Here is a 16,144-nt window from a genome sequence, read left to right as displayed (position 1 = left end):
GTCGCCAGTCGATGGCGATCTGAGTTCCACCGTCTGCCGATGGTGGCGCCTGGTACACCATCGTGGCGGCGCGACTAACGTCTGAAGAAATTGTGAGGCAGTCCTGAAATGATTCCATTGCACCATCTGTTGTTGGCATCGCTGGCTGTTGTGCTGGCAATGATGACTGGGCTGTGGCTATTGAGCGTTGTGAGGCGCGACGCGAGTATCGTAGATCCTTTTTGGGGAAGCGGTTTCGTGGTTCTGGCTTGGTTCGCGGTGTGGTCTGTCCCGGAAGCTAGCTCAACGGCCCGTGTCTGGTTGTTGGTGACGCTGACGACAGTCTGGGGACTACGGCTATCGGCATACTTGTTGTGGCGAAATTTGGGGCACGGCGAAGACCGACGCTATCAGGCCATGCGCCAGCATCACGGACCCCATTTCTGGTGGCTGAGCTTGTTGACCGTTTTTTGGTTGCAGAGCGTAATTCTATGGTTCGTAGCCATGCCAATACTGGTTGCAATCCATGTCGCCGGCGCTGCGGCCATCTCGCAAGATGTAGGTGCCTCACAGGTTGCCGCTTCACAGGCATCGTTCCTCTCTGGACTTGACTGGTTTGCCGCGAGTTTGTGGTGTATCGGGCTGTTCTTTGAAGCGCTAGGCGACTGGCAGATGGCTCGATTCCAGCGAGACCCCGCCAATCGTGGACAAGTCATGGATCGCGGATTATGGCGTTACACTCGGCATCCCAATTACTTCGGCGACTTCTGTATCTGGTGGGGAATCTACTTGATTGCTGCTGCCGGCGGAGCTGCCTGGACTATCGCCAGTCCGCTACTCATGTCTTACTTTCTGCTGAAGGTCTCGGGCGTCACGCTGCTCGAAAGAACCATCACGACTCGACGACCAGCGTACGCCGCCTACCAACGTCGCACCAACGCATTCTTCCCTGGGCCCCGTCGCGATATCGCCTGACCGGCGAGAGCCTCGACGGTGGCCAGGCTCGTCTGAGGGTGGAGACCAAGATGGCAACCCGCGTCTGGGAAAACGCAGCTACCCGCCCCAATAGCCTAAATACTCTGCCAGCCGAGAACCGAGGATGCTCAGGCCGATGCCGGCGGAGATCATGGATGCTATCAATACTGCGGCGCTGGCGGTGTCGAGCGCTTTGCCAACTTCGACATTCTGCTGAGTGCACAATCCACGAGCCAGATGCTCGATCGAGCTATTGAGCAATTCCAGGCTCCAAATCAGCCCGATGCACACAGCCAAGACCGACCATTGCCAGCCGCTGCATTCCAGCCACCAAGCGGCCAATACAACCGCTGCCGTGGCGGGTAGGTGAACCCAAAAACTGCTGTGGCCGGAAACTCCCAGCCACAAACCGTGAAAGGCGCAGCGAAACTTTTTTCGCCAATGCGTGAGCATCGCCATCAAAACTCCGCCCAGCCAGGCGTGCGCGGAAACGGAATGCAGTCGCGGATGTTCGACATACCTGTGACCCACTGGACCACTCGTTCCAAACCAAGACCGAAGCCGCTGTGAGGCACCGATCCGTATTTGCGCAGATCGACGTACCACCAATAGTCTTCGGGACGCAAATTCATCTGGTCCATACGCTGCAGTAAAACATCTAAACGTTCTTCGCGCTGACTGCCGCCGATGATCTCTCCCACGTGCGGCACCAACACATCCATGGCCGCCACGGTCTTGTCATCCGCGTTACAACGCATGTAAAACGGTTTGATGGTTTTGGGGTAATCGTGCAGGATCAGCGGTCCTTGGACATGTTTTTCCGTCAGATAGCGCTCATGCTCGGCTTGCAAGTCGGCCCCCCACGTGACCGGAAACTCAAACTGCTGACCGGACTTCAAAAGAATGTCGATTGCCTGAGTGTATGTCAAATGTTCAAACGGCTTGTCCATCACCAACTGTAGTGCCTGGGAAATTCCTGGCTGCACGCGTTCTTCGAAGAACGCCATGTCTTCGGAGCAATGTTGCATGACGTCGGCCAGCAAGCGTTTGATAAACCTTTCTGCCAGCGCCATGTTGTCGGCTAGCTCGAAGAAGGCCGCTTCGGGCTCCACCATCCAGAACTCGGCCAGATGTCGAGTAGTATTGCTGTTCTCGGCACGAAACGTAGGCCCAAATGTATAGCAGCGTCCCACGGAGGTTGCGTAGCATTCGCCTTCCAATTGTCCAGACACCGTCAGGAAGGCTGGCTTGCCGAAGAAATCTCGGGCGTAGTCTACCTTGCCATCCTTGATCGGCAGGCGATCCATCGGCAGCGTCGTCACGCGGAACATCTGCCCAGCTCCCTCGCAATCGCTGGCGGTAATGATGGGCGTGTGGACGTAATAAAAACCCTCTTCTTGAAAGAATTGATGTACGCTGAATGCCAATTGATTGCGGACACGCGTTAAGGCGCCAAACGAGTTGGTGCGTGGGCGGAGGTGCGCCCATTCGCGAAGCTTTTCAAACGAGTGCCGCTTTTTCTGCAGCGGAAAATCGCTGGGTGCATCACCGATCAGCCGCACAGCACTGGCCAGCAACTCGGTGGCCTGACCACCGCCCTGGCTTGCCTGGATAGTACCCTGGGCCACGATCGAACTGCCTACGGCCAAACTCGAAATCACTGAATCGTAGTTATCCAAATCGGCCTGGGCCACAATTTGCAGGTTACCAAAGCAACTGCCGTCATTCAGCTCAATAAAACTGAAACCAGCCTTGCTATCGCGGCGCGTTCGCACCCAGCCGCGCACTTCCACTTGGCGACCGATGGCCGAGGTCTGACGAACTGAAGTCACGCTGGACCATGGATAAATATTTGCCGCAGCATTCATAACGAGCCAACCTTCCTGGAGAGACGTACGAAATTCCGCGCTGCTTAGTGCTGCTCGGCCAAGTAGCGATCGGCATCGAGCGCCGCCATACAGCCGGTACCGGCGCTGGTGATGGCTTGACGATAGTAATCGTCGGCCACGTCACCGGCTGCGAATACACCCGGTACGCTTGTATTGGTGCGAAACGGACGACTCCATTTAATATACCCGTTAGGTTGCATTTCCAATTTGCCTTTCAGAAAAGCGGTGTTGGGTGTGTGGCCAATGGCCACAAACATTCCTGCCACTGGCAGAATGCTGGTCGTATGATCAACAGTTGAGCGCAACCGAATGCCCGTAACTTGCTTATCGTCGCCCAGAACCTCATCCACCGTACTGTTCCACACCAACTTGATTTTCGGATGGTTCAGTGCCCGATCCTGCATGACTTTCGAGGCACGCAATTGGTCACGGCGATGCACCAAGTAGATCGTGTCAGCACCGTCCAAATTGGCCAGGTAGCTGGCTTCTTCCACCGCTGTATCGCCTCCGCCAATCACAGCCAGTGGCTTACGGCGATAAATGGGAATCGCACCGTCGCACACCGCGCAAGCGCTAACTCCACGGTTCTTGTATTTTTCTTCTGACTCCAAGCCCAGCCAATTGGCTCGAGCGCCGGTAGCCACGATCACCGTGTGGCTTAAGACCGGCGGGCCATTAGCAGGCACGAGCTGATGCGTTGGGCCAGAGAAATCGACATCCACGATATCGTCGCCGACGATGCGCGTGCCAAAGTTCAAGGCTTGCTGCTTCATCAACTCCATCAACTCGACGCCTTGCACGGCATAATGCGGCACGCCATCGCGCTGGTGACCTGTGGGAACCGGTGGCAGATTCCAGTGACGATCCGCATCCACCGCACTTTCAACATAAGCCCGGACGTTGCCGGCCGGAAAACCTGGATAATTCTCTACTTCGGTGGTGAACGCCAGTTGGCCGAGCGGAATCATTTCTGGCTTGACCGTTCCCTCGAACAGCAGCGGCCTGAGGTTCGCACGTGCCGCATAGATGGCTGCAGCAAATCCGGCTGGTCCACTGCCAATAATTACGGTCTTCTCGATGTCACTCATTAGTTCCCCTGACGCTTCCATATTGCGGGACAACTCATGCGCCACGCTGGTCGTATGAGTTTTCAGAAACGGATGATTATAAGGCTTGACCGTGCCACAACCAGACCGATCAGGCGGTTGGCTTGGGCTACAAGCGATTTTCCCTATCTCGCTCAGTTAGCGATGCAAAGCTGCAGCTACCTCGCATCTTCGGTGTGCTCTACAATCCGCTAATTCGAGACTCCTGACTGACCATCACCGTCGTCACATGTCACCATTGACGCTACGGCCAGCTCAGGCGACGCTCCGGGGCATGATCAACGCTGCAAGTCACGCAGGCTGAGGGTCCATGATATAGATGATTGGCTGACGGCGCTGCGGCAGGTGTCGGCTCGGAGTTTGGCATGTCGACTGAGTCGCGAAAATGTTCAGGATTCCCAAGGGGAATTCATTAAGCACCAGCGGCAGATTTGGTATACTTTAGATGCCGCTCGAGCAGCCTCGCGGAGGCTGCTTGTTCCGTAGTAATTTGAGTATTTCAAGGCCTTCAGCGTTGTCATGGATCGCACCGAGCTGCTGTCGCTTGAACACACGCTATTAACCACGTTTCAGCAGCTTGAGACGTGTGTAGGACGAGCGCAAGCCATTCTCCCGGTAGCTCAGGCTGAGCAGCTTCTGGATTTGCTACCCACCGGCGGCATTGAGGTGCAGCGATTTGTGCTGATTGAGCTGGTCAAGCGGGATATGAATTCGGCCGCTGAAAATGGCCAAGTTCGCTTGTTGGATTTTTATTTGCCGAGCTGCGGCAAATGGCTGGGGCCAGACAGAATTCCAATCGACTTGGTCCTGGAGGAGCTGCAAGTGCGTCGCGACAGTGGCCAGTCGCCAACGCTGATGGAGTATCAACACAGGTTTCCACGGTGGGCTGATGCACTGGCTGACTTTCGCTGGGAACAGCAGAGTACGCGGCACTGGAGCGTTGGATCATACATACCCGGGTTGGAAGCCGGACAGACGTTGGACGATTTCCATATTATTCGCACGCTGGGTCGGGGTGCCTTTGCGCAGGTCTATTTGGCGCGCCAAGAGTCGATGCAACGTCTGGTAGCGCTCAAAGTTTCTTCGCGAGTTACCGATGAGTCGCAATTGTTGTCGCAGCTGGACCATCCAAACATCGTGCGGGTGTACGATCAGCGGCGCATCGCGGAACTAGATATTCACCTGTTGTATATGCAGGTCATTCTGGGTGGCACGTTGGCTCGAGTCATCCGGGAAACGCGCGCATGTCCGATCCAACAATTAAACGGCGCGGAACTACTGAGAGTCATCGATGAAGCATTGGTGGAAGTCCAGCAAATTCCACCCGAGCGTGGCAAGTCACCCTTGAAACAAATGAATTGGGCAGCCACCACAGCTTGGTTAGGGGCTCAACTGGCCAATGGATTACAGGCTGCGCATGATCGGGGAGTCTATCATTACGATGTCAAACCGGCCAACATTCTGCTTTCGCCAGAAGGTCAGCCCAAGTTAGCCGACTTCAATGTAAGCGTGCTACGAGTCGGCGATGAGATTGATACACGCGTTGGCGGCACGCTAGCCTATATGTCGCCGGAACAGTTGCTGGCAGCCAGCCTGGAATCGCCCGGGCCCAAGCTCGATCAACGTTCCGATCTTTATTCCTTGGCCATCGTGCTTTGGGAATTTTGGCAGGGGACACGTCCTTGGTCTGTAGAGGGTTCGGATACGCGACGGTCTGCAGTCCAGCAGCAGGTCGAGGCGCGAATGCAGCCACTCTCCTCGTACCGCGCCGACAACAGCGCGGCAGGCCAGTGGCTCGAGCGCGTCCTGCGACATGCGCTCCATCAAGATCCTCAGCAGCGTCCGGTCAACTGCCGCGAATTTTCGACTCGTCTGCAACTTGCGCAGCATCCTGAATTGGTCGGACGATTTGCGCCAGAAGACGGAACCCTTCAGAAGCGATTGTTGCAACTGCCGGTTTTACTGGTAACGGCGGTAATCATTTTTGCAACCAATGGCCCGGCCGGTGCATTGAACTACAGTTACAATGAGCAGGCGATTATAAGCAAGTTCGAACGCCTGCTGCCTTTCTTTGCGGCTAGTTCAACACTGCTGAACATCATCGCCTTTTCTACCGGTGGCATCCTGTTAGTTTGTTTTTGCTGGAAAGTACGACAGGCTCTCCAACGCGCGTCGCAGAACCTGGCTGCGCGTGACTCGGATATTGACTGGGTGTGGAAATTTGGTCATCGCGCGGCGGTCATCAGTGGTGGCATGTGGCTCGTGTTCGGGCTGATCTTTCCGATCACCATGCAGCTCTACCAGCCAGACTTCGGTTGGGGCGATTTCATGCACTTTTTTATGAGCCTAGCGGTTTGTGGAGGCATGGCCCTGATCTATCCGTTTTTTGGAGTTTCACTACTCACTACGCTGGTCTACTACCCCCAGATTATCTCGCCGACGATGCGCGATGCGTCGTTTGAAATTCGAGCCGAATGGTTGCGCCGTCGGGCGAGCGTCTATCTGGTGCTTTCGGCTGTTGTGCCGTTAATTGCTTTGGGGCTGTTGACCATGGTGGGTTCAGTCGCAACTCGCGGATTGCAATTGCTGTTGGTGGTGCTGACCCTGGTTGGACTGGTCGTGTCATTCAAGGCTCATCAGTGGCTGCTGCGAGCCCTCAATCAATATGCAAGTGTATTTGATCCCGAGTCGCCTGATTCGACCCCATCTGGACGGCCCCTGGTTTAGCAAGTTGTAGCTCGTCAGCCGTCAAATAACCCAACGTCAGGGTACACGAGAAATCTCGGAAAATGACTTGGCCTAGACTCTCAGGGAGCGCCGAAGCCTGCAGCTCTGCCAAATTCTTGCCTTGGAAAGTTTCCTAGGGTTGGCATTCGCCTCATATCAACGTGGAGTCGAAGCGTGCCACCCAGAATGAGTGTCTGTCTGCTTGGCCAGGCCGCAGCGTTGCGCAGTATTTCTCGCGATCTGCTTCGGCCGAAAAGCTGAAAGCCTATTCGCACATCAATTCAGCCTGTCAATTTGGCAAGCAACTGATCTGGCTTGGGGTAGCAAGCGATTTTGGTCGAGAAATGCTTGGTGGGTACAGGATGATGTTGCTTCAGGCCAGTCTTGGCACGGGCTTTGCATTAGAGGCGGAAGTTCTTGGGTAACTGCCAGTCTGGCGCTGCGCCTACAGAGAGTCGTGCGCTGGCGAGATTGAGATTCACTGTTGGAGGAAATTGAACGTGGCAAAGCAAATGGTGTTTGACGATGAGGCCCGGCAATCGCTGTTGGCCGGTGTGTCGAAGCTAGCGCGGGCAGTGCGTAGCACTCTCGGTCCGAGGGGCCGAAACGCGGTTTTGGATAAGGGTTGGGGGTCCCCGAAGGTCACTAAAGATGGTGTGACCGTTGCTGAAGATATCGACTTGGATGACCCCTATGAGAATCTGGGTGCGCAACTAGTCAAGGAAGCGGCCAGTAAGACGAACGATGTGGCCGGCGACGGCACTACCACCGCTACGGTGTTAGCAGAGGCCATCTTTCGTGAGGGCCTGAAGATGATCGCAGCTGGTGCCGACCCGATGGCGCTGTCGCGCGGTATGAGCAAGGCCGTGGCTGAAGTGTCTGAAGCGCTCACCAAAATGTCCCAGAAGATCGACGAGAAGAGTAAGAAGGAGATCAAGCAGGTCGCTACGATCGCTGGTAACAACGATCCAACCATTGGGGATGTGTTGGCCGATGCCTTCCTGAAGGTTGGTAAGGATGGGGTCATCACCGTTGAGGAGGGCCGCGGCAGTGAAACGACCGTCGAGGTCGTTGAGGGCATGCAGTTCGATCGTGGTTTTCTGTCTCCGCACTTTGTGACCAACGCAGATCAGGTGGCGGTCGAGTTGGAGGATTGCTATGTTCTGTTGTTTGAGGAAAAGATCAGTGCTAATAAGAAATTGATTCCGCTGCTCGAAGCTATCAGTAAGTCCAAAAAGCCGTTGCTGATCATTGCCGAAGACGTTGACGGTGAAGCGCTGGCTACGTTGGTGGTCAATAAGATGCGCGGAATTCTGAGCGTGTGTGCCGTTAAGGCCCCTGGTTACGGCGATCGTCGCAAGGCAATCCTGGGCGACTTGGGCGTGTTGACCGGTGGTCAGGTAATTTTCAAGGACTTGGGCATCGACTTGGAGAGTGTCAAGCTGAGCGATCTGGGGCGTGCTAAGAAGGTGCGTATTACTAGCGAAGAGACCGTCTTGGTCGGTGGTGCTGGTAAGAAAGATGCTATCGAAGGTCGTGCGGCGCAAATTCGGCGCGAGATTGAGCTGACTGATAGCGACTACGATCGCGAGAAATTGCAAGAGCGTTTGGCTAAGCTGGCTGGAGGGGTGGCTCAGATTTCGGTCGGTGCCGCAACCGAAACCGAGATGAAGGAGCGTAAGGCGCTATTGGACGATGCCAAGTCTGCCACGCAGGCGGCATTGCAAGAAGGTATCGTGCCCGGAGGTGGTGTGGCATTGATTCGCTGTGAGGCGACGCTCAAGAAGCTGGCCCTGGAGGGCGACGAAAAGATGGGGGCCACCATCATTCAGAACGTGCTGGATTGCCCGCTGCGAGCCATTGCGAACAATGCTGGCGCTGATGGTGCGGTTGTTGTTAATCGAGTTCGTCAGCAAAAGACCAAGACCGAAGGCTATGACGCCAACTCCGACTGCTATACCGATCTGGTTGCGGCTGGCGTGATTGACCCCGCTAAGGTTGTTCGCACCGCGCTTCAAAACGCTGCCAGCGTGGCTTCGCTATTGCTGACCACCGAATCGCTGATCACCGAAATTCCTAAGGAAGAAGAGCCTGAAGCGGGAGGTCACCACGACCATGGTATGGGTGGTGGCATGGGTGGTATGGGCGGCATGGGCGGCATGGACATGGGCGGCATGATGTAGGCCGCCTGGGGTCAAGTCGGTCGCTGTCGTCGGCCATCGTTGGCGACAGCGGATTTTCAAGCGAGTCAATCACTGAAGACAACTAACTAAACAAACTCAACTTTTAGGGGAACTCCTGACTATGTCTAAAATCAAGCTTCGTCCGCTAGATGATCGTGTTGTTGTGCGCCCTCAGGACGCCGAAGAGACCACTGCCGGTGGCATTGTGCTGCCTGATTCTGCCAAGGAAAAGCCGCAGCGCGGCGAAGTCGTGGCGGTTGGTCCTGGCAAGCTGCTGGATAACGGCAATCGCGGTACGTTATCGGTAGCGGTTGGTGATGTCGTGATTTACGGTAAGTATGGTGGAAGCGATATCGAGATCGATGGCCAAGAAGTCAAGATATTGCGGGAAAGCGATATTTTGGCCAAGGTTCTGGCCTAGTGCTGCGATCGCTGAAGGTTCTGATCGCTGGCGACTCCGGTCTCGACGATTAAGAATGTTCAGCTGTGAACTTAGGGTAGGCGGCTGACAGCCAATCGGCAGTAGCTGCAGTGAACAAAAAATAGAATTTCGAAACAATTTCAGATAAGGATCAAACGCGTGGCTAAGCAGCTTATGTTTGAAGATCACGCTCGCGCCCGGATGCTGCGGGGCGTGGAGAAGTTGGCGGACGCAGTCGCGGTCACGATGGGGCCGACTGGACGCAACGTAATTATCGATAAGAGCTTTGGCGGTCCCTCGGTTACCAAAGACGGGGTCACCGTGGCCAAGGAGATCGAATTGGAGGATCGTTTTGAAAATATGGGGGCCAAGTTGGTGGTCGAGGTCGCCCAGAAGACCAGTGATCTGGCCGGCGATGGAACCACCACGGCTACGATTCTGGCCCGAGCGATTTTCAAGGAGGGCTTGAGAAACATTGTGGCCGGCAGCAATCCGACGGCTATTCGTCGCGGCATTGAGAAAGCCGTAGAAGCAGCAGTCGAAAGACTGCATGAGCTGGGCAAGCCAGTTGCAGACCACAAACAGGTGGCTCATGTGGGTGCAATCAGCGCCAACAACGACATGCAAATCGGCGAGTTGATTGCCGATGCGCTGGAGCGGGTTGGTAAAGATGGCGTTATCACCGTTGAAGAAGGCAAGACTGCAGAAACGACCGTCCAGTACGTAGACGGGATGCAGTTCGATAAGGGCTTCACGTCGCCGTACTTCATCAACGAGCCTAGTACGATGACCTGCACCTTTGATAACGCATTGATTTTGCTGTATGAAAAGAAGATCAGCAACATTCGTGAACTGGTACCGATCCTGGAGAAGGTCAGCCAGAGCGGACGTCCGCTGTTAATTATTGCCGAAGATGTCGATGCTGAAGCGTTGACCCTGCTGGTTGTCAACAAGCTGCGTGGCACGCTGAAGGTCTGTGCGGTCAAGGCACCAGGTTTTGGAGATCGTCGCAAGGCGATGATGGGCGACATCGCTACACTAACCGGCGGTACGTTCATCAGTCAAGACCTGGGTATTCAGCTTGAGAACGTGACGCTGGAGCAGCTTGGACGTGCTAAGAAGGTGACGGTGGATAAGAGCAATACCACCATTGTGGAAGGTGGCGGAACGCGGGCCACTATTGACCAGCGCGTCGCTCAGATTCGTGCGCAGATCGAGCAAACCGACAGCGAGTACGATCGGGAGAAGCTGCAAGAGCGGCTGGCTAAGTTAGCCGGAGGCGTTGCGGTCATCAGTGTCGGTGCCGAGACAGAAGCTGACATGAAGCAGAAAAAGGCACGTGTCGAAGACGCTCTGCATGCCACGCGAGCTGCCATGGAAGAGGGGATTGTACCCGGTGGTGGCGTAGCGCTGGTGCGCTGTCTGGAAGCTGTCCAAGCAGCGATTGGCAAGTGCAAGGGTGATGAAAAAATCGGTGCCGATATCGTGCTGCGAAGCCTGTCTGCCCCCATGCGGCAAATCGCCGACAACGCGGGCATTGATGGCTCTGTGGTGGTTGACGAAGTTAGCCAAAAGGCGCTGAACATTGGCTACGATGCCAACCGGGGCGAGTACGTTGATATGCTGAAGTCGGGCATCATCGATCCCGTCAAGGTAACACGCACAGCTCTCGCCAACGCAGCCAGCATCGCTGGACTGCTGTTGACAACCGAGGCACTCGTGACCAACTTTGACAAAGAAGATAAGGGCAAGCGAGTTGAGGGCGCGATTGCTTAATCTTAGCAGTCTCAGTTTCCTTGCCGCAATTCCATGAGGCCACTTCCCCAAGGAGTGGCCTCTTGAGTTAACAACGATACCTCTGCAGTTCTGAAACTCAGTCGGCACTGTTATGACCAGCACCAAACGCGATTATTACGAAGTGCTGCAAGTCAGCCGCACCGCCACGGCGGCTGAAATATCCAAATCGTATCGACGATTGGCCATCAAGTATCATCCGGATAGCAATCCCGATGATCAAGATGCCATCGACAAATTCAAAGAATGCGCTGAAGCCTACGAAGTGCTGTCGGATGCTCAGAAGCGAGCGGCCTACGACCAGTATGGACATTCGGGCGTGGATGGCCAGGCCCGAGGCTTTCGCGATGTAGGCGACATCTTCGAAGCTTTCGGCGACATGTTCGGGGGCACGATCTTTGAAGATCTGTTTGGCGGCGGTGGCGGCCGCTCGCGGAGTAGGCCACGACGCGGTGCCGATTTGCGGTGTGATGTGACCTTGGAATTGGAAGAGGCCGCGACTGGTTGCAGTAAGCAGATCAAGTTGACTCGGCATACCAAGTGTGCAACTTGCAGCGGTTCCGGGGCGGCCCCCGGTTCTCAGCCTCAGACGTGCGCCCGCTGTAAAGGGGCGGGGCAGATCGTTCAGGCCACAGGGATTCTGCGTGTGCAGACCACTTGCCCACAATGTCACGGCAACGGTCGAGTTATCACCACGCCCTGCCAGGAGTGCGGCGGCGATGGCGCGCTACCCGACGAAGTTGCGTTGGAAGTGCAGATACCTGCTGGAGTCGATGATGGAATGCGTGTCCGCCTCAACGGCGAGGGGCAGCCAAGCCCGAACGGCGGACCAGCAGGTGATGCTTACTGTTTTATTCAAATTCGACCACATCGTATTTTCAAGCGCGAAGGCCACGATCTGATCGTCCAGTTGCCGCTCAGCTACAGTCAGGCCGTGCTGGGGACGGTCATCGAGATACCCTCGTTGAGTGGTCCAAGGGCGATTGACATCCCGGCTGGTACGCAGAGTGGCGAAGTCTTTCGGCTGCGCGGTTTGGGGATGCCCGATCCACGTTCCAGAATGCGTGGCGACTTGTTGGTGCATACCTTTGTGGAGATTCCCAAGAAGGTAAGCCCGCAGCAGGAAGAACTGCTTCGCAAATTGGCTTCGCTGGACGAAGAGCATGTAACACCTCAGCGTCGATCGTTTTTCGATCGCGTGATGCAATATTTCCGGACTGACGAAGAAGGCCAGTCCGCACAGTCGACCTAGGAGCATCGTATGTCTCATCACAAACAATCACAGTCCCATGAGGTTGTACCTGAGGACAGCAAGCACCAGCCACGCGGTAGCGACGTAGAATCTGCGTCGATCGATCAAGCCCTCCACGATGGTGTGGAGAGCGTCATCGAAGAATTGAGTGACGGCAAACTGTCGTTGGAAACCCGGTTGGCCGACGCCGAGCATCAAGTCTTGCTGGCCCAAGCCGAATTGGAAAATTTTCGACAGCGGATGCGGCGTGAGTCAGATCAACAGCTCAAATATGCCAACCTGCCGCTGGTTCGCGATCTGTTGGATGTAATTGATAACCTCAATCGCGCGACACAGGCAGCTGGTCAAGATGCGCAATCCAATGCCGCCGGCGGGCAGGCACTGTTAGAAGGCGTGCAGTTAGTGCTGCGGCAGTTTGAAAGCGTCCTGGCCAAGTATGGCTGCCAACCCATCCGATCGCTCGGTCGAGACTTTGATCCCAACTATCATGAGGCCATTTCTCAGATGCCCAGTCAAGAGCACGCCTCAGGTGTGGTAGCTCATGAAGTGGCCGTAGGTTACATACTGCATGACCGCGTTGTGCGCCCCAGTAGCGTCATCGTTAGTACTGGCCCTGGCCCCGGCTAATGCTCATGCAGATTTTGCCCTAGACTTCACAGAGAGCTTAAGCCAACTCGGATTGCTCAAGAACAACTTATACCGGCCTATCTCAGAGTAGCTGTAATGCCAACTTACGATTATCAATGTGACGCTTGCGATCATAAGTTCGAACTGTACCAAGGCATCAATGATCCCAAGAAAAAAAAATGTCCACAGTGCGGGCAGCTCAAGCTGCGGCGCTTGTTGGGGACAGGCGCAGCCATCGTCTTCAAGGGATCAGGTTTTTACCAAACCGACTATCGCAGCGAAGGCTACAAGAAAGCGGCCGCTGCCGAGCAGTCCAGTTCTGAAACTTCCGCCGGAAAATCCGGCGATTCAGCAAAGTCCGGCGACAAGTCCACCGCCGGCGACACTGCGAAATCGAGTCCGTCCAGCGGCCAAGCAATCGCAAGCTCGTCTGGTAACAGTGCGGCTTCCAAGGAAGGAAAATCCAAGCGGCGCGGAAGCGACGGCGGAAGTTCAGCCCAAAAATAGGTGGTCTTTCACGTGACCGGTCGGCTGCTTGGGGGACGAGGTGATTTGCATTTGAACGATCTTTATTGCCCCTGAAGTACATGGCTTCTAGCCGCACCGTTCACGCAAGCCTCGCTGCACCCACCCCACGATTCGCACACACAGCTACAGATTAAATGTTTAATGGCACTCTTGCATCGACAATTTGACAACGGCTTGATTCTGCTGGCTGAGCCGATGCCATGGCTGCGTTCGGCGGCATTTACATTCATGGTGCCAGCCGGAACGTGCTTCGAGCCGAATCATTGCGAAGGTCTGGCGGCATTGACCGCCGAAATGGCGCAGCGCGGTTGTGGTCCCTGGAATAGTCGCCAGTTCATGGAGCAGTTGGATGCATTGGGCACCGAGCGGTCGAGCGCCATCACTAGCTCGCATACCAGCTTCAGCTGCGCCATGCCTAGCCAAGTGCTGCCGCAGGTGCTTCAGCTGTATGGCCAGTTGGTTCAGCAGCCTCACTTGCCAGAACCACAGTTGGAGGACGCGCGCAGCCTGTGTCTGCAAGACCTACGGGCATTGGAAGATGAGCCATCGCATCGATGTTTTAGCGAACTAAAGCGTTTTCGATTTCCTGTGCCCTATGGGCGGATTGCTCAGGGGACACATGCGGGATTGGCAGCCGCCGATCAAGCTGCCGTCCAGGCCTACGTTCGTTCGCACTATACTCCGTCCGGCAGTATATTGGCGGTGGCTGGACGCTTCGATTGGCACGAACTGTGTGATAACGTGGAGCGTGAGTTGGCGGCCTGGCGAGGTCCTGAACCGCCTCAGCTTCCGGGCCTTCAGCCCAAATTTGGCAGCCGACATGTTGATCATGGTTCCAGTCAGACGCACATTGCCTTAGCGTACCAATGCGCAGCCTACGACGATCCCCAGTACTACGACGCTCGCGCGCTGGTGGGCATTCTGAGTGATGGCATGAGTTGCCGTCTGTTTACTCAACTGCGAGACAAACGCGGGTTGGTGTATTCCGTATTTGCAAGCTGCTTTTCATTGGCAGGTCAAGGCAGCGTGTTGTGCTATGCGGGTACCACCACCAGCCGCGCCGAGGAGACATTGCAGGTGTTGCTAGACTGCATTCATTCGTTGGGATCCGGCATCGGCCACGACGAACTGCTAAGATTGAAGACACGCATCAAGAGTTCGCTGGTATTCGAGCAGGAGTCGTCGGTGGCACGCAGCAGCCAAATCGCCAGCGATTGGTACTATCTGGGCCGCGTGCCCGATCGTCAGGAAGTTTGCGACCGCATCGACGCGTTGACGACCGATGGTCTGGTGCAATACTTCCATCAACACATACCGCAGAATTTCTCGCTAGTCACCGTCGGTTCGCAACCTTTGGATTTGCCCAATGGAATTGATCACTCATAAGACTGACGGTGCGCCGCAAATCGTGATCCTGCGCGATCCCACGGCCCTGACAACCTCGCTGGGTTGGTTCGTTCGCACCGGCGCCCGCGATGAGACGGCGGAATTGGCAGGCGTAAGCCACTTCCTGGAGCACATGGTGTTCAAAGGGACAGCCCGGCGGTCTGCCGAGGACGTCAATCGTGAATTGGACGACATGGGCGCGCAGTCTAACGCCTTTACATCTGAAGAATCGACAGTGTATTACGCCAGTGTGCTGCCCGAGTGCCAACAGCCTTGTTTGGATTTACTGACCGACCTGATGCAGCCCGCGCTGGACGCTGCGGAATTCGAGACGGAAAAACAGGTCATCTTAGAAGAGATCGCCATGTATGACGATCAGCCACCTTACGGAGCGTTTGAAGTTGTGTTGGAACAACTGTTCGGCTTGCATCCGCTGGCGACTCGCGTTTTGGGAACAACCGAATCGGTCTCGGATCTGACGGCCGATCAGATGCGGGAATACCATGCGCAACACTATTCGGCTGACAATATGTTCCTGGTGGCCAGTGGCCAAGTCGATTGCGATGCGCTGATTGAATATACCCTGCGAGCCACCGCCCACTGGCCCAACAGGCCGGTAATGCGCAAACATGGCAAGCCGCGTTATCAACCCAATCAGGTGACCATTCGTCGCCAAGCTGCGCATCAGCAGTATAGCATCTGCGGCTGGCCGGGATTGGACAGCAACGATTCTCAACGATATGCCCTGCGGCTGTTGTGTTCGATAATCGGCGATGAATCCGGCAGTCGCCTGTTTTGGGAATTGATTGACACTGGTCGGGCAGAATCGGCCGCGCTTTGGCCGCACTTCTTCGACGAATGCGGCTGTGTGTTGAGCTACCTGTGCTGTGCACCGGATGATATGGCTGCTAACCAAGCAATCTTTGCTAATGTTCTGCAGAAGGTAGCGCTCGATGGTGTCAGCGAGCGCGAGCTGGAGTTGGCTCGCAGCAAGATTTCCAGTAGCCTGATTTTAGCCGATGAACGGCCGGGCAATCGCCTATTCGCTGTGGGCCAAAGCTGGCTTAACCATCGGGGCTACGAACCGTTGGATGTTGTCTTGGCACGTTACGCCGCTGTAACCCTCGATGACATCCGCAGCATCGCCCAGCGCACGCTTAGCTTGCCACACGCCCGCGTATGCGTGGTCAGCGACCAAGAATCCGACTAGCGACACGCGCCAGAGCATGGGCAGATATGCAGGCAGCGACGCGCGCCAGAGCCTGGACAGCCCCGAG

13 protein-coding genes are annotated in these 16,144 nt (G+C 55.7%); 10 read left to right on the top strand and 3 right to left on the bottom strand.

Translation table 11 applies throughout. The features are described from left to right. The first annotated feature begins 159 nt into the window (after positions 1–159). Complete coding sequence (locus tag KF752_00235) at positions 160–954, top strand: DUF1295 domain-containing protein (GenBank protein MBX3419958.1); 795 nt, start codon at positions 160–162, stop codon at positions 952–954. Between the two features lie 78 nt (positions 955–1,032). On the opposite strand, the gene KF752_00230 is transcribed toward KF752_00235, so the two are convergent. The 3 genes from KF752_00230 to KF752_00220 are packed head-to-tail and all read right to left on the bottom strand — an operon-like array spanning position 1,033 to position 3,931. Continuing rightward, positions 1,033–1,413, bottom strand: a complete 381-nt coding sequence (locus KF752_00230) for a diacylglycerol kinase (GenBank protein MBX3419957.1) — start codon at positions 1,411–1,413, stop codon at positions 1,033–1,035. Beyond that, on the bottom strand, positions 1,413–2,822 hold the full coding sequence (gene asnS, locus KF752_00225; GenBank protein ID MBX3419956.1) for an asparagine--tRNA ligase: 1,410 nt from the start codon (positions 2,820–2,822) through the stop codon (positions 1,413–1,415). The genes KF752_00230 and asnS overlap by 1 nt, the downstream gene beginning before the upstream one ends. 44 nt (positions 2,823–2,866) lie before the next feature. Further along, on the bottom strand, positions 2,867–3,931 hold the full coding sequence (locus tag KF752_00220) for an FAD-dependent oxidoreductase (protein ID MBX3419955.1): 1,065 nt from the start codon (positions 3,929–3,931) through the stop codon (positions 2,867–2,869). A 537-nt stretch (positions 3,932–4,468) separates the two neighbouring features. Here KF752_00220 and KF752_00215 point away from each other — a divergent pair. From KF752_00215 to KF752_00175, 9 genes are all read left to right on the top strand, one after another. Next, a complete protein-coding gene (locus KF752_00215) occupies positions 4,469–6,676 on the top strand; it encodes a serine/threonine protein kinase (GenBank protein MBX3419954.1) in 2,208 nt (735 codons plus the stop codon). Positions 6,677–7,176: 500 nt separating this feature from the next. Continuing rightward, on the top strand, positions 7,177–8,859 hold the full coding sequence (gene groL / locus KF752_00210; protein MBX3419953.1) for a chaperonin GroEL: 1,683 nt from the start codon (positions 7,177–7,179) through the stop codon (positions 8,857–8,859). Between the two features lie 121 nt (positions 8,860–8,980). Further along, on the top strand, positions 8,981–9,280 hold the full coding sequence (gene groES, locus KF752_00205; GenBank protein MBX3419952.1) for a co-chaperone GroES: 300 nt from the start codon (positions 8,981–8,983) through the stop codon (positions 9,278–9,280). Between the two features lie 174 nt (positions 9,281–9,454). Next, positions 9,455–11,056 carry a chaperonin GroEL gene (gene groL / locus KF752_00200; protein ID MBX3419951.1) on the top strand — a complete coding sequence of 534 codons (1,602 nt, stop codon included), beginning with the start codon at positions 9,455–9,457 and terminating at the stop codon, positions 11,054–11,056. 112 nt (positions 11,057–11,168) lie between these two features. Further along, positions 11,169–12,326 carry a molecular chaperone DnaJ gene (gene dnaJ / locus KF752_00195; protein ID MBX3419950.1) on the top strand — a complete coding sequence of 386 codons (1,158 nt, stop codon included), beginning with the start codon at positions 11,169–11,171 and terminating at the stop codon, positions 12,324–12,326. Positions 12,327–12,335: 9 nt separating this feature from the next. Further along, entirely contained in the window at positions 12,336–12,953 is a 618-nt protein-coding gene (locus KF752_00190) for a nucleotide exchange factor GrpE (GenBank protein MBX3419949.1), read from the top strand. Positions 12,954–13,049: 96 nt separating this feature from the next. Beyond that, a complete protein-coding gene (locus KF752_00185) occupies positions 13,050–13,460 on the top strand; it encodes a zinc ribbon domain-containing protein (GenBank protein MBX3419948.1) in 411 nt (136 codons plus the stop codon). 162 nt (positions 13,461–13,622) lie between these two features. Beyond that, positions 13,623–14,867 carry an insulinase family protein gene (locus KF752_00180; GenBank protein ID MBX3419947.1) on the top strand — a complete coding sequence of 415 codons (1,245 nt, stop codon included), beginning with the start codon at positions 13,623–13,625 and terminating at the stop codon, positions 14,865–14,867. After that, the gene (locus KF752_00175) at positions 14,848–16,077 is read left to right on the top strand and encodes an insulinase family protein (GenBank protein ID MBX3419946.1); all 1,230 of its coding nucleotides are present in this window, start codon (positions 14,848–14,850) and stop codon (positions 16,075–16,077) included. Before KF752_00180 ends, KF752_00175 begins: the two co-directional genes overlap by 20 nt. The last annotated feature ends 67 nt before the right edge of the window (positions 16,078–16,144 follow it).

Source organism: Pirellulaceae bacterium (assembly GCA_019636385.1).
Lineage (GTDB): Bacteria > Planctomycetota > Planctomycetia > Pirellulales > Pirellulaceae > Aureliella.
The sequence above is the reverse complement of the archived record's forward strand: the minus strand, read 5'-3'. Positions and strand labels throughout refer to the sequence as shown.